At 39.8% G+C, this 17,262-nt stretch carries 21 protein-coding genes and 1 tRNA gene; 18 read left to right on the top strand and 4 right to left on the bottom strand.

The features are described from left to right. The first annotated feature begins 3 nt into the window (after window positions 1-3). The 6 genes from ACQ2HE_RS11755 (at window position 4) to ACQ2HE_RS11730 (ending at window position 4,983) form a co-directional block, all read left to right on the top strand. Window positions 4-1,035, top strand: coding sequence for a patatin-like phospholipase family protein (locus ACQ2HE_RS11755; RefSeq protein WP_430899244.1), 1,032 nt, complete (start codon window positions 4-6; stop codon window positions 1,033-1,035). A 13-nt stretch (window positions 1,036-1,048) separates the two neighbouring features. Then, the gene (locus ACQ2HE_RS11750) at window positions 1,049-1,450 is read left to right on the top strand and encodes a hypothetical protein (RefSeq protein WP_430899246.1); all 402 of its coding nucleotides are present in this window, start codon (window positions 1,049-1,051) and stop codon (window positions 1,448-1,450) included. A gap of 111 nt (window positions 1,451-1,561) precedes the next feature. Next, the gene (locus ACQ2HE_RS11745; RefSeq protein WP_430899248.1) at window positions 1,562-2,464 is read left to right on the top strand and encodes an ABC transporter ATP-binding protein; all 903 of its coding nucleotides are present in this window, start codon (window positions 1,562-1,564) and stop codon (window positions 2,462-2,464) included. A gap of 6 nt (window positions 2,465-2,470) precedes the next feature. Beyond that, window positions 2,471-3,244 (top strand): ABC transporter permease, encoded by a 774-nt coding sequence (locus tag ACQ2HE_RS11740; RefSeq protein WP_430899250.1) that lies wholly within the window; start codon window positions 2,471-2,473, stop codon window positions 3,242-3,244. A gap of 1 nt (window position 3,245) precedes the next feature. Next, window positions 3,246-4,298, top strand: coding sequence for a sensor histidine kinase (locus ACQ2HE_RS11735; protein ID WP_430899252.1), 1,053 nt, complete (start codon window positions 3,246-3,248; stop codon window positions 4,296-4,298). Further along, the gene (locus ACQ2HE_RS11730) at window positions 4,288-4,983 is read left to right on the top strand and encodes a LytR/AlgR family response regulator transcription factor (RefSeq protein WP_430899254.1); all 696 of its coding nucleotides are present in this window, start codon (window positions 4,288-4,290) and stop codon (window positions 4,981-4,983) included. Before ACQ2HE_RS11735 ends, ACQ2HE_RS11730 begins: the two co-directional genes overlap by 11 nt. An 11-nt stretch (window positions 4,984-4,994) precedes the next feature. On the opposite strand, the gene ACQ2HE_RS11725 is transcribed toward ACQ2HE_RS11730, so the two are convergent. The 3 genes from ACQ2HE_RS11725 to ACQ2HE_RS11715 all read right to left on the bottom strand — a co-directional run bounded on the left by ACQ2HE_RS11725 (window position 4,995) and on the right by ACQ2HE_RS11715 (window position 7,719). Continuing rightward, window positions 4,995-5,921, bottom strand: a complete 927-nt coding sequence (locus ACQ2HE_RS11725) for an SMI1/KNR4 family protein (protein ID WP_430899256.1) — start codon at window positions 5,919-5,921, stop codon at window positions 4,995-4,997. Window positions 5,922-5,930: 9 nt separating this feature from the next. After that, the gene (locus ACQ2HE_RS11720; protein ID WP_430899258.1) at window positions 5,931-6,509 is read right to left on the bottom strand and encodes a YdeI/OmpD-associated family protein; all 579 of its coding nucleotides are present in this window, start codon (window positions 6,507-6,509) and stop codon (window positions 5,931-5,933) included. A gap of 595 nt (window positions 6,510-7,104) precedes the next feature. Then, complete coding sequence (locus ACQ2HE_RS11715; RefSeq protein ID WP_430899260.1) at window positions 7,105-7,719, bottom strand: hypothetical protein; 615 nt, start codon at window positions 7,717-7,719, stop codon at window positions 7,105-7,107. 128 nt (window positions 7,720-7,847) lie between these two features. Between ACQ2HE_RS11715 and ACQ2HE_RS11710 the strand changes: the two genes are divergently transcribed. From ACQ2HE_RS11710 to ACQ2HE_RS11690, 5 genes are all read left to right on the top strand, one after another. Next, window positions 7,848-8,372 carry a DJ-1/PfpI family protein gene (locus tag ACQ2HE_RS11710; protein ID WP_430899262.1) on the top strand — a complete coding sequence of 175 codons (525 nt, stop codon included), beginning with the start codon at window positions 7,848-7,850 and terminating at the stop codon, window positions 8,370-8,372. Between the two features lie 83 nt (window positions 8,373-8,455). Further along, a complete protein-coding gene (locus ACQ2HE_RS11705; protein ID WP_430899264.1) occupies window positions 8,456-9,256 on the top strand; it encodes a sulfite exporter TauE/SafE family protein in 801 nt (266 codons plus the stop codon). Window positions 9,257-9,327: 71 nt separating this feature from the next. Next, window positions 9,328-9,870: a hypothetical protein gene (locus ACQ2HE_RS11700; protein ID WP_430899266.1), complete on the top strand. Its 543-nt coding sequence runs from the start codon at window positions 9,328-9,330 to the stop codon at window positions 9,868-9,870. A gap of 10 nt (window positions 9,871-9,880) precedes the next feature. Further along, entirely contained in the window at window positions 9,881-10,243 is a 363-nt protein-coding gene (locus tag ACQ2HE_RS11695; RefSeq protein ID WP_430899268.1) for a YrdB family protein, read from the top strand. A gap of 356 nt (window positions 10,244-10,599) precedes the next feature. Continuing rightward, window positions 10,600-10,896: a hypothetical protein gene (locus ACQ2HE_RS11690; RefSeq protein WP_430899270.1), complete on the top strand. Its 297-nt coding sequence runs from the start codon at window positions 10,600-10,602 to the stop codon at window positions 10,894-10,896. A 773-nt stretch (window positions 10,897-11,669) separates the two neighbouring features. On the opposite strand, the gene ACQ2HE_RS11685 is transcribed toward ACQ2HE_RS11690, so the two are convergent. Next, a tRNA-Ala gene (locus ACQ2HE_RS11685) sits at window positions 11,670-11,741 on the bottom strand. Window positions 11,742-12,984: 1,243 nt separating this feature from the next. On the opposite strand from ACQ2HE_RS11685, the gene ACQ2HE_RS11680 reads away from it, so the two are divergent. From ACQ2HE_RS11680 to ACQ2HE_RS11650, 7 genes are all read left to right on the top strand, one after another. Next, on the top strand, window positions 12,985-13,317 hold the full coding sequence (locus ACQ2HE_RS11680) for a hypothetical protein (RefSeq protein ID WP_430899272.1): 333 nt from the start codon (window positions 12,985-12,987) through the stop codon (window positions 13,315-13,317). Between the two features lie 111 nt (window positions 13,318-13,428). After that, entirely contained in the window at window positions 13,429-13,839 is a 411-nt protein-coding gene (locus ACQ2HE_RS11675; protein ID WP_430899274.1) for a hypothetical protein, read from the top strand. Between the two features lie 20 nt (window positions 13,840-13,859). Further along, on the top strand, window positions 13,860-14,309 hold the full coding sequence (gene aac(6') / locus ACQ2HE_RS11670) for an aminoglycoside 6'-N-acetyltransferase (RefSeq protein WP_430899276.1): 450 nt from the start codon (window positions 13,860-13,862) through the stop codon (window positions 14,307-14,309). A 63-nt stretch (window positions 14,310-14,372) separates the two neighbouring features. Beyond that, window positions 14,373-15,458, top strand: a complete 1,086-nt coding sequence (locus ACQ2HE_RS11665) for a DUF695 domain-containing protein (protein ID WP_430899278.1) — start codon at window positions 14,373-14,375, stop codon at window positions 15,456-15,458. Window positions 15,459-15,473: 15 nt separating this feature from the next. After that, window positions 15,474-15,959 carry a hypothetical protein gene (locus tag ACQ2HE_RS11660; RefSeq protein WP_430899280.1) on the top strand — a complete coding sequence of 162 codons (486 nt, stop codon included), beginning with the start codon at window positions 15,474-15,476 and terminating at the stop codon, window positions 15,957-15,959. Between the two features lie 74 nt (window positions 15,960-16,033). Further along, window positions 16,034-16,522, top strand: coding sequence for a PH domain-containing protein (locus tag ACQ2HE_RS11655; RefSeq protein ID WP_430899282.1), 489 nt, complete (start codon window positions 16,034-16,036; stop codon window positions 16,520-16,522). A gap of 22 nt (window positions 16,523-16,544) precedes the next feature. Further along, the gene (locus ACQ2HE_RS11650) at window positions 16,545-17,219 is read left to right on the top strand and encodes a dioxygenase family protein (RefSeq protein ID WP_430899284.1); all 675 of its coding nucleotides are present in this window, start codon (window positions 16,545-16,547) and stop codon (window positions 17,217-17,219) included. The last annotated feature ends 43 nt before the right edge of the window (window positions 17,220-17,262 follow it).

The raw sequence follows: 17,262 nt of genomic DNA, 5'->3' as shown, positions 1-17,262 counted from the left end.
AACGTGAGTTTAAGAAGCATATATTTAGTGTGCGGAGCATTGTTTGCATTTGGTTCGGCTGTTTCTCAAACCAATAGCCAATATCGCAATCTTGTTTTCGAAGGTGCCGGAATTCGAGGGATCGCTTATTCGGGTGTGATCAAAGAACTGGAAACTCGAAAAATACTTACATCTATTGAAAACGTTGGAGGCACTTCTGCAGGCGCTATCACAGCCATGATGTTATCGCTTGGCTACACTTCTGAGGAAATTTTTAAAATAATCGCCGATACCAAATTTGAAAAATTCAACGACGGCCAATACTTTTTCATCGGAGGTATGCATCGGTTTAAAAAACGGTATGGATGGTACCGTTCAAAAGCGTTTACGAAATGGCTGGAAACCATTATTGAACAGAAAACGGGCAATGCCGATATACGCTTTTCAGAACTCAAAGATCGTGGATTCAAAAATCTATATGTAACCGCAACTTGTTTAAATCAACAAAAATTGGTGGTACTATCGGCAGCCAACTATCCAACTATGAAAATCAAAGATGCCGTTCGCATTTCGATGTCGGTGCCCTTTTATTTCGAAGCAAGCTTTGTTGATTCGGTTGGCACAATAATAGAAAAACCTAAGAACAGTGCGGGTTTAGATATCATGGTAGACGGAGGCATTTTAGGAAACTTCCCCATTTTCATATTCGATCAACAAACACTTAATTCCAAAGGAATCAACGAACGAGTTTTTAATACTTCAACCATTGGAATTCGTATTGATACGGATGAACAAATTGCACAAGATAAACTAAATCCGCAGCTTACTCCTGTTTCCATTAATAAGTTGAGCGATTATGTTCAAGCGTTCTATAATATTGTTTTGGAGAATTTGAATCGAAATCAATTGGCGCCTGAAGATTGGCAGCGAACAATATCGGTATCGAATGTAGGTATTGGACCAAAGATCAAGCGTTTAAGTCAAAAACAGAAGCTATCTTTGATGGAAAGCGGTGAAAAAGCCGCTCGTGAATATTTTGAGCGCTCGAAGAGCTAAAACTAAGAACCAGATGAATGTATCGCGTACAAAACTGTTGAACTTATTGGTGATCCTAACGTCATTAATAGGCTACTTAGAATGGGAAGGAAACAATCATCTTTTTTTAGCTCAAGGCGAGTATGAAATTATTTATAAGTTTTTCACAGATCCAAAAGCCACGCTGCATCCTTTTATATTATTACCCTTACTAGGGCAACTTTTACTAGTAGTAACGCTTCTTCAAAAATATCCGAAAAAAATGTTCATCTATGTTGGAATGGCAAGTATTGCGCTGCTGCTATCCTTCGTGTTACTCATTGGCTTTTTAGAAATGAATTGGAAAATCATTCTCTCCATTCTGCCCTTTCACATCGTTTGTATTTTGAATATTTTACATACTCGCAAACTCGGAAAAGCCGTTCCACAGGCCTGATGCACTCTGTTTTGCAGATCAATTCAAGGGTTTCACAGATTTTCGTTACTATTCATCGATTCAAGGATTTCAAGCAGTAGTTTGAAGCATAGATTTGTTTCAAATAAGCATATGAATTGCATTGAAACAAAAAACCTGTCCCACTACTATAGCCATGATCAAGCAGTGATTCAACAAATAGACCTGGCAGTTCCGAAAGGTGCAATCTATGGTTTTCTCGGTCCTAACGGAGCCGGTAAAACAACCACCATTCGATTGCTGTTAGGTTTGTTGAAGCTGCAAAAAGGAACCATTTCCATTTTTGGCGAAGATGTTCAGTCTAACCGAATCAAAATACTCTCGCGAATCGGCTCGTTAATTGAAACCCCTTCACTTTACAGTCATTTGACTGCGCATGAGAATTTAGCCATTCACGCACGACTATTCGGAATAAAGAAAGACCGAATTAAAGAGGTTCTTGATCTCACAGGACTTGCGAACACCGGTAAGAAAACAGCCGGAAAGTTTTCTCTTGGAATGAAGCAGCGATTGAGCCTGGCCATTGCCCTCTACCATAATCCGGAACTACTGATTTTAGACGAACCAACAAATGGCCTAGACCCCAACGGCATCATAGAAATTCGAGAATTGCTGATGAAGCTGAATGCTGAAAAAAAGACCACCATTTTAATTTCCAGCCACATTCTATCTGAAATCGAAAAGATGGTGAGTCATGTTGGAATCATTCATCAAGGAACTTTGAAGTTTCAAGGCAGCTTACAAGAACTGCAGTCAAAACGGAATTCCGGCAACACACTATCCCTATTCACATCCGATTCTGTAGCAGCGAAACGAATAGCAGAACAATGTAGTTTAAGTGCAACAATTATTGATAACAAAATACAGTTTACCACTCCCGAGCACGCTACCACAGCTTTATTGGTGAAAAAACTTGTCGACCAAAACATTGATGTCTATCGAATAGAGGAGCAACATCAAAATTTAGAAAACATTTTCATGAACCTTATCAATTAATCATATATGGCATACACCGCATGTTTATCGGCTGAATGGATGAAAACCAGAAGAAGCTTTTCATCTTGGCTTGTTGTTATTGGCAGTGCCTTTGTTCCTTTCATAATGTTATTAGCTAATTTATTCCGACCCGACAGTGCCCGTTCACTATATCTTAAAGCCAATTTCTGGGACCTGTATTGGAGCAATGCGTGGAACCCGGTGGCTACCTTTCTCTGTCCACTAGGCGTTATACTCTCCACTAGTTTGGTAACGCAACTTGAGTTTCGTAACAATACATGGAAACAATTGCATACCAGCCCTCAATCTTACACTTCCATCTTTACAGCAAAACTATCTGTATTAATTATCATGTTCCTGCAATTTTTATTGCTTTTCAACCTGTTTATATATGTATCTGCTCTTATTCCAACTTTTTTTATTTCCGGAATTAAGATGCCTAAAGGATTTGTACCGGCTGCAACTGTTTGGAAAGACAACTGGGATTATTTCAGTGCCTGTATGCCTATCTTAGCATTTCAGTTTCTGATCAGTTTACGATTCAAAAACTTTCTGATACCATTAGCAGGGGGAATTGGACTTTGGGTTGCTTCTCTCATTGGAATATCCTGGAAACACAATTACTTACTACCTTACGGTCATTCTACACTTCAATTCATGAGTAGAAAGAACATAACGGGTATCGATCCAACTCAAATTTACAGTTCGGCAGCCATCTATACCATTGTTTTCATTGTATTGGCTTACCTTCTGTATCTTACCCAAAAAGAAAAAGGATAATATGTCGAGAACGGTAAAAGTGCTCATACACATTGGCTACTGGATTATGTATTGCCTGCTGATCTTGGTATTCATTGCCTTTCTCATAGGAATGCAACTGCAATCCAAGCCCGTACCCGGGCAACGCCAAATGCTTTTTACCTTGATGATAGGATTCGCCGTGATTCCTGCCATCTTTAGCTTCTATGGATTTTACAGTTGGATATTCCCCCGATTTCTAGCAACCAAAAAATACCTTTTAGTGATTGTATTTGCCATTATAGCATCCGTTATTGCAGCTTTTATAGGTGCCGGCTTCTTACAAATGCCCTCGCTATTGAATCCAAACTTCTCTGCAAAATCAGTTTTCTTTCAACCGGTGATCATTGGTATCATGTCGTTCAATGCGCTCGTAAACGGAGTCATTGCATTGATCATCAGAGGATTCATTAGTTGGGTTAGTGAACGAAAGCAACGCGAAGAAATTGAAAAAAAGCAATTGCAAACGGAATTAGAACTCATTAAAAGTCAAATCGATCCTCATTTCCTATTCAATACCCTTAACAATATTGATAGTTTACTCACAACAGACGCAGAAAAAGCATCCGAATACATCCGTAACCTTTCGGATATTATGCGTAGTCTATTGTACGAAACGAAATTGCCATTTATTCCATTAGAACAGGATATTCAATACATTGAAAAATACCTTTCACTCCAACGAATTCGCTACAGTAATCCCAATTTTGTGCATTTCGAAGTAAATGGCCCAATAAAAGAGGTCATGATTCCACCAATGTTATTCTTACCTTTCATAGAAAACGCATTCAAGCATGGAGCCAGATCGAAAATCGGGATTGGCATAAACGTTCATTTTTCGGTAACCGCAGATCAACTGATATTCACGTGCTCGAATCAGAAAGAAGAAATTACTAAGTTGGAAGGCACCAAAGGAATAGGAAACGAGCTATCGAAGAAAAGGATACAGCTCCTCTATCCTCAAAAAAATACGATATCAGTGAACGACACTGAAACTTCTTATGAAGTAAAAATTGAATTGAAACATGGCAGTTAAATGCATCATCATAGAAGATGAACCTTTGGCGCAGCAAAAATTAGCTGCTTATATCCGAACCATTCCGGATTTGGAACTTGTGGCTGCTTTCGAAAACAGTTTAGAAGCATTGGTGTACATCAAAACCAATGATATTGGTATGGTGTTTTTAGACATACAAGTTGCAGGACTGAATGGTATTCAGCTACTAGAAAGTGTACCCATTGATGCAGCAGTTATTTTAACTACGGCACACCATGAATATGCGTTAAAGGGATACGAACTGAACGTAACCGATTATCTGCTGAAACCCTTTTCCAAGGAACGCTTGCAACAAGCCGTTCAAAAAGGATTGCAAAGAATTGAACAGAAGAAAACAGTAAAAGAAGAAGCATTTTTCTTTGTAAAATCGGGGCATAAATTAGAAAGAGTAAACTACAGTGAGTTGCTCTATATTGAAGGAGTGCGCGACTATCGAAAACTACACACCATTACAAAACAAATCATGACACTCGAAACCTTTCGAGAATTCGAATCCTCTCTATCGAAAGAAAAAATGGCACGTGTTCATAAATCCTATATGGTGAATATTGACAAAATAGAATCCGTTGAACGGCACGAGATAAAGATCCATAATACCAACATCCCAATCTCAGAGTCTTACCGAGAAGAATTTTACAAAAAATTCAAGAGAGGCAATTTCTAGTAGAGTATTCATTACAATTTTCTCAATAAATCGTGAACATGGCGCTCTGATTGCAAGAGTACTGAAGATCCGCTGTTCAAGTCTGCCAATACTTTATCAAAAAAAGCATCCAAACTTGGAGCTAAAACAGTGAGCACCTCTTCATCACGACCGAAAACGATGACCTGTCCTTTTTGACCTGCAGTATCGGGATCGAGATCAATGCCGATATAGTTGCCTCCAAAATCTTCAAACAAAGGAAGCCATTTGTAGTGAAAATAAATGCGCTTTACCGCCCCTTCCGGCACCGAACTGAAGTTTCCCGGATCGTTCAAATTATAATCTTTTCGTTCCACCGTATAATGTCCATTTTCAAACAACACGAATTCCAGTTCGTCCCAATTAAAGCTCGATTCTTCTAGTTTCTTAAGTGCTTGAATGGTGGGGGTTATTTTCTGATAGTCTGTGAAATCTATTTTAAGAATTGTTCTTTCCTTCGAACTCGTAGTTTCGGTTTCATACAAATAAGGTCCACCGAATGATCCATCACCACAACTGAACTCCATCTTGTACCAGGCCTTCTTCAATCCAAACAGCTTCCCCTTTGGAGCTTTGCTCGTATAAAATGCGATAATGGCTCGAATTAGTTGTTCAGATCGTTCCGGATCAGAGATCTGTCTGTTGGTAGGCTTTACCAAACTCCATGAAAATTGAAGTTGCTGAGTGATCTGTTGCAAGCTCATAAAACCATCGCCTAAAAAAGCCGGCTCGTCTTCTGCTGACTGACCATCCGCAAACTCATACAGTTCCTTAAAGGCTAAGGGAAGCGGTTCTTGAATCAATGATTCTATAGCGGAGAATGCATCTAAAGACGCACCTGAATTCAATCGCGGGGCATTTACACCCTTAGCGCTGAATTGCAATTCGAGTGCCTGCTGAAATTTTTGAACAATACTCATGCGTTAAAATTAGTCGTTCAACCCTTTTCCTGCTAAGATATCTTTTAAATGCTTTTCAATTCTCGCTTCTCTTGTTTTTGCTTGTTTGGCTGATGAGAAGAAAAGAAGGTAGGCTCTTTGTCGGCCAGGCGTGAGTGCTTCAAATGCTTTTTTCAATTTTGCACTTTTATTCAACTGTTGTTGAAATTCCTCCGGCACTTCATATTCCGATGTTTTCTTCAACGCTACTTTCAATCCTGCTTTCTCCACTTCAATGGCTTCATACAAGTAAGAAAGCAGTACTTTCTTCAATTTTTGAATTTCTTTTACATTGGTGAATCGAATTTGACGGGCAGATTGCACGTTCTTCGACTGGTGTACTAAAATTCCGTTTGGATCGCCCATCAATGCTCCTTTAAATAATAAAAAAGCACAATATTCTTTAAAGCCGTGAATGAGAGTCACATTCACTCCGTTGTAAGTGTAGCAAGGATGTCCCCATTTGAAATCCTCCTCCATTCCGGTTTCGAGGGCAATGGATCTCATTAGTTCAAATTCTTTCTGCCATTGTTTTTCTTTGGCTATATAGGCGTCGGCTTTGGGATGCATGGTAAGTAGTTTGGAGCAAAAGTAGGGAGTAATGAGTTATGAGTTGTAAGTTTTTGAGTTTTTGAGTTTTTGAGTTTTGCGCAGCTGCGCTGCTTTGAATTCGCAAAGGTTAGAGAAGGTGGAAAAGTTACACAAAGAGAGGCTGTAGCAAACATCCTTTTTTTGACCACTGATAACACCGATTATTACAGATTGGCACAGATTAGCCTCTAAATTTACAGTTAACCACACTGGCAACTTCTTTACAATTGATTATTACCGCGGCGGCCCTTCGACTGAACCTTCGGTTCGCTCAGGAACCTCGCAGCGTCCGCAGCGGTAACGCAGCGCTGGCAGACGCAGCGTTTTACGTTGCGTACCTTTGCGTGGTCCCTGAGCTTGTCGAAGGGCTTTTTTTCTTTGCGGTAGAGTAAAATGATTGAAAACCCGGAGTGCTTCTTCTAAACTTAGGTCTTACCCACATTTCGATCTCTCCAGAAGAACTATTACACCAAACTATTACTGATGCCAACACTCAAAAACTAAAGAACTAAATAACTCAACAACTCAACCCAAGTAGTTCCCAACACCTTCTCAACACTGCTCTAACTATATACTATCTCGCCGCGGGTTCAAATACGAAATCAGGCACGCCCCTAATAAAAGGATAATCACTGATATTATTACTTCTCGGAAAAACGGATGAATTGCCTGTACTGGAAAATGGCATGTCAATGGTAATTTGCTTCACTCTAAATGGATAAATACTGTAGATAGTGGTAGGTTTTTTAAAGAGTTGAAAGTATCGCTGTCCCACACCATTGCTGGCATTGTTCACAGAAACCACATAAAATTTATTCACCACTATGGACACACTACTAATTGGCGTATACGCAAAATCATTTCCATTTGTTACTACTACATTCGCTTTGGCAATAAGCGTGTTTGCATCGTAGTCGAACAATATTACTTCATAAGTACCGGGAGTTGGCATGCGGCAGCCCAATTGGGTAATGGAACCCGGCCAGGTTGCATGAAATTTCAGTCCATGATTTCCAATATTGGATGGCATGGTATAAATGGTATCGGCAGGATATTTTGTTGCAATCGAAGTGCGTAATGGTGTTACACCATTCATTGGATCCGAAGTAGTGTTCGATTTCTTAGAACAGGAACTTGCAAGTATTATGCAAGTTAACAGGCAGTAAACTAAAAGCAGTGATTGTTTCATGATTGATAAATTTGTATCACAAAACTGCTCTCTTAACCCGCGATAGAAAATACCTAAAATGATGTAGCATAAATGGCTTGCAATCGTTCGATTGAATTGACCTAATTTTAATCCTTTAAACAAAGTCAATGAACGTAACCGTTTTGCTTTTTGATGATTTCGAAACACTCGATGTATTCGGGCCGGTAGAATTATTTGGGAGAAGGAAAGACAGCTATCCAATTAAGTTTGTTTCGCTAAATGGAGGATTGGTTTCGAATAACCACGGCGTTTCTACCCCTACACTAAAACTAGCAGACTGCCTCAATGATATTGAACTCTTCCTTATCCCCGGCGGATATGGCACAAGGAAAGAAGTGAACAACGATGCTTTGATTGCTCTCATTCGTCAAATTGCAAGCTCCTGTCAATACGTACTTACCGTTTGTACAGGAACTTCCCTGCTCGCAAAAACAGGATTGCTTGATGGCAAGCATGCTACTACCAATAAGATCGCCTTCAAATGGGTGATGAGTGTTGGGGAAAAAGTTCATTGGAATGAAAAAGCACGATGGGTAAAAGATGGCAAGTATTATACTTCCTCAGGTGTAACAGCGGGTATGGACATGACCCTCGGTTTCTTGGCCGAAAGAGAGGGAATCGAGTTCGCATGAAAACTAGCAACCGAAATTGAATATGTATGGGTGGAAGATAAAGACCACGACCCATTCATCGCACTACTCTAAGCAAGAACCCTATGATCTTACTTTCTATTTTAGATGAAATACCGCTGTACACTCTTATCGCAATAACGGGTCTGGCTTTCATTGCGGGATTCTTAGATGCTGTGGTGGGTGGAGGAGGCCTCATTCAATTGCCTGCCCTCTTGATCAATTTCCCTAAAGAGCCCATTGCTACGCTGTTTGGCACAAATAAGATCGCTGCTTTTTCAGGTACTTCCGTTGCCGCATTCGGCTATGCCAAAAGAATCCGATTCAATCCCGCCCTACTACTCGTTATCTCCTTGGCTGCTTTTGGAGCTTCCTATCTTGGCGCGAAAGCCGTCAGCAAATTGGATGTATCCATCTTAAAACCGGTGATTTTGGTGATCTTGATTTCGATAGCAATTTATACCTATTTCAAAAAAGAGTTAGGAGCTGAAAAAACCAAATCCCTCCCTACCCGTCAACTTTTACTATATGGCGCGCTCATAGGAATAGTGGTAGGATTTTACGATGGTTTCTTTGGACCGGGAACCGGCAGTTTCCTAGTACTCGGATTTGTAGTGATTTTGGGATTCGATTTTCTTCACGCCTCCGCTTATGCGAAAATAGTCAACTGCTTCACCAATTTCTCAGCATTATTGGTATTCATCAAACAAGGGAACTATCTTCTTTCAGTAGCAATTCTAATGGCTGCTTTCAACGTGCTAGGGAATATACTTGGAACAAAAATGGCGTTGAAGCGGGGTAATGGATTCGTGCGGATCGTATTCCTTATTATTGTTGGCATCATGATAATACGCTATGCTTACGATGTTTTTACACTCAAAAATTAAAGACCCCTTAACTTTGTAGATCGTACTTAGATTGTATCTTGTAACAACCACCACCATAAATCGGCCTGCTTATGAAATACATTCATTCATTATTTTATTGTATTGCAGCCTTCACAGGTACAGCACAATTCAAATCAAACTTAACCAGCCTCTCAAAAATTGACATTGGCCTAAATGGGTTAGGGTTTACTTACGAACCCAAACTAGGCAACTATACTACCATGGAACTCAGTGCCGGCTTGGGCGGCGCTTATTATATAGCCGAAGGCACCCTGGAATACTATTTAAATGAAATCGGACCATACTTTTCCATACAACCTAAGTTCTATTTCAATCTACCGAAAAGGGCTCGTAAAGGGAAGAGCAGTGATTTGAATGCCGGTAACTACATCGGTGCAATGGCGAAATTTGTTGGAGCCATCAATGGATACAATACCTACCCCGGGTTTTTATACAATATCCATTGGGGAATGCAAAGATCCATTGCCCGCAGGTGGACCATCAACACGCGCGCCGGAATTGGATATGCCATTGATGCAGATTTTCTGTTTGGAACCCTGTACCCCTCCCTTGATGTGAAGTTTTCATATGTATTTAGAAAGAAAAAAATCTGACAGATCAAATATGAAAGGGATCGTTACATTAAATCATGCCTTGCGCTTTCTGCTTGAGATACTTTTATTGATCATATTTTCAAATTGGGGCTGGAATCAATTTGAAGGAGCGCTAAAGCCGATAGTTGGAATTGGTCTCCCTATCCTTGCCGCTACTATTTGGGGCGTATTCCGCGTGGAGGGCGATCCCGGCAAAGCGCCGATAGCGATACCGGGGTGGTTAAGACTCTGCTATGAATTGATGCTGTTCAGTATTGCTTCATTCATGCTTTATCAAATAAAACCGATGCCTTGGACCCTCTTATTTAGCATATTCTGGGTGGTTCACTATCTGTATAATTGGAAGAGAATAAAATGGCTTCTACATCAATAAGCTACAATACCCGACGTATGTTCAAAAAACTACTTCTTCATTCTCTCTTCGCATTTCTTATCATTCCTGTGCTTGCTCTAGAAGGCGCCGCATATAGAAAAAATTCATTGGATCTTGAATTGGGAAAAAAACGGCATTGTGTTCAACCTATTTTTTGATCACCATTTTCCGCAAAACAAATTCGCCAAACAAAAAAACGGTGGCTAGCTGGACCTGAGAGATACCCTACCGAAATCAAATCAATAATTCATCGACTTCTTTAATGATTGGACACGAAAAAGCACTTGAAGAATGCCTGAAATTGGACCTCAATCGCATCAACTTTGTTTTTTTTTGAGTTACTAAAGAAAAACAGAGTGGACTTCGCTGAACTTTCAAGGGTTTACGTAAAGCATCTGGAGGATGAAAACCGTGACAAAAAAATGTCCATAAGTAAAATGGCTATATATATGGCCTTTCTTTATAGCGACAAAGATTCTGAAATGTCCAAGGAAGCTCGAAAGCATCCGTATGATACAGGACACTTTGGAAAGGAGGGAATCGACTCTTCAGCATTCGGTAAAAAGCTGGATAATGAGTTCGGAGGACAGTACCAGCACCCCCAGTATGGTCAATTCATCGAATTTTTAACTTCAGTTAGAAAACATACATAATTAGCTGATTTTTAATTGTGTAAGATCAAGAATTTAAGTTTGGAGACAATATTTTCCTTGTATGGTAGTTTCTTAATCAGGAAGAAGTATTATACTTGCACTTTAACCCGAGTAAAATTTTTTCCGTTTTTGGTTTAAATGTGTGGAAATAAAAAGCTCCCCGACTTTTCGAGGAGCTTAGGACGTAAAAGTGCCTGAATAACCCTTTTACTGCCCACAACGTGAACAAGGAAACTTGAATACTCCACCTTTAGGATGGTCAATTCGTTTTCCTTTCACGACAATAAACGGAGTAAAAACAGTCCCGTTCTTGCATCTGCAGGACGGGTTTTCTTTTTTTGGGGTAATCTTCCCCTTTTTGATGTTTGCCATAAGGCTAAAATGGACATACTAACCGGATGCCCTTCGGTTAAAAATTTGTCCGGAGGTTTTCTCGAACCATGAATTACAACTACTTTGTTCATGTGCATTTTTTTAATTGTTAGTTAGAAGGTTGAATTGTTTTATAATAAATATTCAGCTTTTTACAAAAAGACAGGTTTTTACAACTTTTTTTATTAGGAAAAAAAACAAAGTAATCTTGGGGGTCGACCGACACTGAACTGATAATTATCTAGTACCAAAACTTACCTCCTTGGAGAGTTTCCCAATAGGAAAATCCTCCAAGAATTACCCGACTATCCACATGAAAACCCGTTCATTTCCTAGAAGCGCAATTTTTTCAAAGAATTGTACTTTTAATACGAATTCTGAGTACATTGTGCTTCGAAAAGAGAAAGCGGTGGGATTCGAACCCACGTTCCCCCCCTTGCAAAGAAGGTACCTGACCCCTCGGTCACGCTTTCTTCCATATTCGCAGTCGTATCTGATTTGACTTATTTGCTTCCTAGGCGCTAGTCTCATCAATCAACTTTGCGAATTAATTCGTTTAAAGTGGTCTCAATAAAATGAGACCGCTTTTTTTATAGCGTAAGCATACTTTCGTACGCTTGCATTTGTTGTTCCATCATATGTTGATTCGGCGCAGTTGAATGTAACTATTTACTGATCAATTCTGCTGTTACTCAATGATCACTCTTCACTTTTGGCTCGGCTCTTTGGAATGGTTAATTATGAAGCAATCAAATCTAACACTAATTTGGCGAAATAATAGAAAAAGCAACTCGAATGATATGCACAGCCTGTGGAATAAACCTGTTGTTATTCTTGCAACCCCAATCTAAGCTGCATTGTAGGCCACACTTGAATCTTGTACACAAAATCAAGAAAAAAATATTTGGAAAATTGCACCCCATTTCTCTTAGTTCAAACCACTATCTTTAACAGATAAACGAATCCCAATTCATGGGAGATCTGGATAAATTTAGAACTGATAAAAACGAATAGATCAAGCTTTTAAAAGCTGAAATCGATCATATCAATCACTAAATTAAATTTCGTTCAGAAGGTGGGTTGAAAGCCCCCTCCACTTCCCAAAAAATCAAAAAACTCATCATTTTGCTTGATAAGATTAACCAAGATCTCCCTAAAATTGAGTGATACCCAAAAGAAATCGTCGTCCTACGGGTGGAAAGGCTCTTCGAAGTCAATAATTAAACAATACCTCAGCTGTTTTATCACAATTACAATCACTATTCTCATCTTAAGCTTAGCCGGAAAGACACGAATCATTTGCTCTGTATTATCTAGTAAACGGAAACAATACCAAAGCCACTCAGAAAGCAGGTACTTCAAAAAAATTGCTCACGCTCATGGCACAAGGGTGTCGAAGGGTGCAAAAATTTGACTTAGAATAAGCGAACTTAAGACTCAAAACTTCCAGAAATTTGAAGTCACTCGAATGGCTTTTACATCAATAAGCCGCAATACCATCGAAGTTGAAGCGTGTTTTCGAGCATCGGCATGAATGTAAATCACCATTCATGCTAAAAATAGTTCTCGCCGGAAAATCATTGTTGACAAATCAGATCGTCTTCAAAATATTCCAATCATGCACTAAAATCGCTCTTAAAACTGGTGCAAAAATTTGGAGCTTTGCTTCTTATAGCATTACTTTGTATTTCAAAGTACTTTTTAAACTACTTAGCCATGAACTTAAAAACAATCACCGATGCCCCACACGGCGCTGCTGCCGGAAAACGCATGCTACAGGGCTGTATTCCTGCCTTAGCACTGGCATTGTTTTTCATCTTAAGCGTTGATCATCCAAAGCCGGAATGGCCTTCGTACTGGATGATCCAGCCATTGATCGTATTGCCCTTTGCCGGCGCCATGGGTGGATTGGCTTTTTATGTACTTGATTTCCAGCGTGCAAAAGGCGGAGCACAGAAATGGTTGACCAATATTGCCAACTTTATTATTTACGTGGTAGGTCTTTGGATGGGTATCGTACTGGGCTTTCACGGAACCTTGTGGAACTAACTGTTCTTTGAACCGAGTGACCCAAAAAAATGTTATAAGTTCGGTAAGATGCAGCATCCAGAAGTCCGCATTTGTCTAGTCCATAACACGTTGATACAACCAGCAATTGTCATGAAAATAACCGGCACCATTTTTATATCCATCGTTCTCCTCCTTAGTTCTTGTGCTAAGAAAGACGGTGTTGTAAACGATGGTCTAATTGGCAAATGGCAACTCACAGAAGTCTACGATGGGTATTTCAATGGAGGCGGATTTAAATGGAACCCTATTCCATCTGAAGATTCACACACTTTGCAATTTGCCGTGAATGGAGAATTCACCCAAGAATATTTTAACCGAGGCAGCAATCAAATTTGCTTTGGTTCTTACACAATTTTCCCGGGAATGAAGGTTCAAATCAACGATAACTGCAACACCGTTTCTTATATCAAAAATGTGACAGAACTTTCTCCAAGCACGCTGATCATCGACATGCAGGGCATTGAAGGAACGATTCGATTCAAATACCAAGCTGTTCAATAATCCACAAATTAGGTTTTGTAATGACGATCGAACAACACATGCTGTCAAATCATGACGCACTGCTAAACCTAAATCAACAGTTATTTCCGGATTCTATACTTCATGAAGAAGACCTTGCCTATCGGTCGTTTCTTAACAACCACAATCATCAATGTTTCATCGCCAAAGAGCAATCCAATTCAATTGGCTTCGTTCATGTATCCCTCCGCTACGATTATGTAGAAGGCTCCGATGAATCTCCTACCGCCTATCTGGAGGCCATTTATGTATCTCCCGAAAACAGAGGAACCGGCGTTGCCACCTTATTACTGGCGCATGCTGAGGCCTGGGCCCTTGAAAGAGGGTGTACGGTACTGGCCTCCGATACTGAACTAAACAATGCTTCGGGAATTCAATTTCATCAGTCTCACGGTTTTAAAGAGGCCAACCGCATCATCTGTTATACCAAGAAATTGGATACCCAGTCTTAACCCGGTTTTAAGAGAATTAGCATTATATTGCCGCAATCATCCTTAACCGTTTAGACCGATTTCATGAGTTTTCTGAAGAAACTATTTAGTAAAGAACAGCCCGTAATTGATTCCAATGCCGCATTTTGGGCTTGGTTCCGAGAAAATGAAAAAACGTTTTTCAAAGTATTGAAAAACAAAGGCGATGTAGAAAATGATTTTTTTGCCAAAATGAGCGATCAACTCGATCAACTCCGCGAAGGCTATTATTTTGTTGCAGGCATGCAAGATGAAAATACGGCCGAATTAATTGTAACAGCCGACGGCAATTTAAAAAACATTGCGTTTGTAGAAGCCCTCATTGCAGAAGCACCCTCACTGCCCAATTGGAAGCTTACAGCGTTAAAACCGGAATTGGATATTGAGAATGTAGAAATAGCCATGTCGGGCTTACGCTACAACAAAAACAATATCTTCTTCTATTCAAATATAGACGAGAATTATCCCGACGAAATTGACCTCACGTTTGTTCACTCCGATATGACAGAAGAAAACAAAGAAGCCATTTCAAACGGCATCTATGTTTTTCTCGATAACTACTTAGGAGAATTGAGTTTGATGGAAGACATCGACAGTCTGGAGTTCACTACCCCACAAAATGCCACCGAAGAATTGATCCCCATTGAGAAGTTGAAAGGCTTTCTTACTTGGAGAAAAAAAGAATTCATCGAAAAATACGAAGGTATCCGTTACAATACGGATAATGACACCTATTCCGTGCTGGAAGCAGAAACACCGGACGGAACTCCCATGATGGCTGCCCTGAACTCGGAATTATTGGAATGGGACAGCAAAGCATCTCACCCTTGGATGACTGTTCTCACTTTTAATTATGATGGTTCGGAAGGCAATGGAATGCCTACTGACACCGACTATCAACTGTTGAACACCATTGAAGACGCATTCATGGTATCATTGAAAGATGAAGATGGCTACCTAAACTTAGGAAGAGAAACAGGTCAAAACCAACGCAAAGTATATTTTGCTTGTAAAGACTTTAGAAAACCTTCTATCTATTTCGATGCCATAGAGAAACAATATCCGCAGTTTAAAGTAGAATTCTCCTTGTACAAGGACAAATATTGGAGAACCATGGAACGCTTTGCTTAATCAAATTATAGTGAAATGAAACAAATACTCCTTGTTTTGTTCTGCCTGCTTGCCATTGTAAAATCCAATGCACAGCCTTGCAATTGTCCTCCCAAAACGGACACCAGCTTGCATCATAGAGAAGACTATGTTGACTACATTATAAGAGGAACTGTGGTAGACATAAAAGACTATCACACCAAAGATTCGATACCCAATAACAAAACCTATTTAGAAATTACGGTTATCGTTCAAGACGAATTCAAAGCACCCTTCAAAACCGGAAGAAACGTAAAAATTCTAACAACACCGGATATATGCGGATTTGAATTTGAACTAAACAAAGACTATATCATTTATGCGATAAAATGGAAAGAACTACCTCGAACAGCATCAGTTCAGAAAGACAGAAAAAATCGACCTCGAACAGTCAAGAATCATTTTCTTACAAGTAAATGTTGGGAAACGCAGTTGTCGAATCCGGAAGAGATCGCCTATTTAAGAATGGCGACGGGAAAGTGAATTGGATTAACTTGTCCCATACAACCACTTGCTTAATTTCTGTTGAAGAAGAAGAATAGCAGTACATTTATATCATGTATTTCAAAGCCTCACTCGATATTTTTTCAAAGATCACCACAACAGCAGTTGCCGGTTTGCTTTTGATATTGATCGTTTTTCAGACAGTTCCATTTACACAAATCAACTATTGGTCAATTGGGCTGTCAGGAAGTTTGTATTTAGCACTCTTTCTTGTTACCTATGGTTTTCACACAACCGGATATGAAATAACAGATACAGAACTGATCATCAAGCGCCCCTTCAAAAACAAAATCTACGATCGTTCTAGCATTGCACAAGTAGTTCCAATTGAAAACATTGTCCTCCGCAAATCCATTCGCACTTTTGGTGTTGGTGGAGTTTTTGGTTATTGGGGGAAATTCGCCAACGTGAAATACGGCGTTACAACATGGTATGCCACTAGAAGAAAAGATGCTGTTCTGGTTGCTTTTACTACGAATCATAAGATAGTTTTAACACCAAACGATTCATCAGGTTTTGTAACTTACTTGAATAAAAAATAAAGCACTCATCAAAACAGCATCCATGACTGTTTCAACTTTTACTCGTATCATTTGCGTTTGCATCTTAGCATACGCCTGCAAAAGTCAACCCAATTCAAACAATCAGGCTCCAAATAATTCAAGGGTTGGCGGCGCCTTTGAAAACCCGGAATTCACCTACACCAAAATCCCAAAAGTATGTGCAACTGTTGATACCAGTCCGGGCTGGAAACGCAATATCAACCGACTCCACCTCACCGGAACCATCTATCAATCAGATGGGGTAACACCGGCTCAGGGCGTGGTACTCTATTATTATCAAACCAACGAGGAAGGGCACTATCTGCACAAACCGGATGAACCGAGGAGTATGCCTCCAAATGAAAACGGTCAAACACATGGATACATTCGAGGTTGGGTAGTATCGGATTTGAATGGCCGGTACGATATCTACACCATTCGTCCTGGCGTATACCCCACTCGTGACGCACCCGCTCATATTCATGCTACCATCATTGAACCAACTATCAATGAATACTATATCGATGATTATGTATTTGACGATGATAGCTTAGTAACCCCATCATATGTATCGAAACAAGAACTTAGATGCGGTTCCGGAATCCTTCATTTAGAAAAAAAGGACAGTGTATGGGAAGGGAAACGGAACATAGTATTAGGAAAGAATATTCCCAATTATCCTTCTACAAAGCATTGAGAAAGGATTTGAAAGCGGTTTAAAACATCAAACAGTAGTTTGT

This window comes from Endoryza foliicola (assembly GCF_050589245.1).
GTDB classification, from domain to species: Bacteria; Bacteroidota; Bacteroidia; order Chitinophagales; family Chitinophagaceae; genus Endoryza; species Endoryza foliicola.
This window is presented reverse-complemented; position numbering and strand designations above follow the sequence as displayed.

Coding starts and splice junctions, on each gene's coding strand:
- ACQ2HE_RS11725 (WP_430899256.1), bottom strand. CDS start 5,921: ATGAGTATTGTTCAAAAATTTCAGCAGGCACTCGAATTGCAATTCAGC.
- ACQ2HE_RS11745 (WP_430899248.1), top strand. CDS start 1,562: ATGAATTGCATTGAAACAAAAAACCTGTCCCACTACTATAGCCATGAT.
- ACQ2HE_RS11665 (WP_430899278.1), top strand. CDS start 14,373: ATGAGTTTTCTGAAGAAACTATTTAGTAAAGAACAGCCCGTAATTGAT.
- ACQ2HE_RS11675 (WP_430899274.1), top strand. CDS start 13,429: ATGAAAATAACCGGCACCATTTTTATATCCATCGTTCTCCTCCTTAGT.
- ACQ2HE_RS11740 (WP_430899250.1), top strand. CDS start 2,471: ATGGCATACACCGCATGTTTATCGGCTGAATGGATGAAAACCAGAAGA.
- ACQ2HE_RS11715 (WP_430899260.1), bottom strand. CDS start 7,719: ATGAAACAATCACTGCTTTTAGTTTACTGCCTGTTAACTTGCATAATA.
- ACQ2HE_RS11720 (WP_430899258.1), bottom strand. CDS start 6,509: ATGCATCCCAAAGCCGACGCCTATATAGCCAAAGAAAAACAATGGCAG.
- ACQ2HE_RS11695 (WP_430899268.1), top strand. CDS start 9,881: ATGAAAGGGATCGTTACATTAAATCATGCCTTGCGCTTTCTGCTTGAG.
- ACQ2HE_RS11655 (WP_430899282.1), top strand. CDS start 16,034: ATGTATTTCAAAGCCTCACTCGATATTTTTTCAAAGATCACCACAACA.
- ACQ2HE_RS11700 (WP_430899266.1), top strand. CDS start 9,328: ATGAAATACATTCATTCATTATTTTATTGTATTGCAGCCTTCACAGGT.
- ACQ2HE_RS11660 (WP_430899280.1), top strand. CDS start 15,474: ATGAAACAAATACTCCTTGTTTTGTTCTGCCTGCTTGCCATTGTAAAA.
- ACQ2HE_RS11735 (WP_430899252.1), top strand. CDS start 3,246: ATGTCGAGAACGGTAAAAGTGCTCATACACATTGGCTACTGGATTATG.
- ACQ2HE_RS11650 (WP_430899284.1), top strand. CDS start 16,545: ATGACTGTTTCAACTTTTACTCGTATCATTTGCGTTTGCATCTTAGCA.
- ACQ2HE_RS11730 (WP_430899254.1), top strand. CDS start 4,288: ATGGCAGTTAAATGCATCATCATAGAAGATGAACCTTTGGCGCAGCAA.
- ACQ2HE_RS11705 (WP_430899264.1), top strand. CDS start 8,456: ATGATCTTACTTTCTATTTTAGATGAAATACCGCTGTACACTCTTATC.
- ACQ2HE_RS11750 (WP_430899246.1), top strand. CDS start 1,049: ATGAATGTATCGCGTACAAAACTGTTGAACTTATTGGTGATCCTAACG.
- ACQ2HE_RS11710 (WP_430899262.1), top strand. CDS start 7,848: ATGAACGTAACCGTTTTGCTTTTTGATGATTTCGAAACACTCGATGTA.
- ACQ2HE_RS11680 (WP_430899272.1), top strand. CDS start 12,985: ATGAACTTAAAAACAATCACCGATGCCCCACACGGCGCTGCTGCCGGA.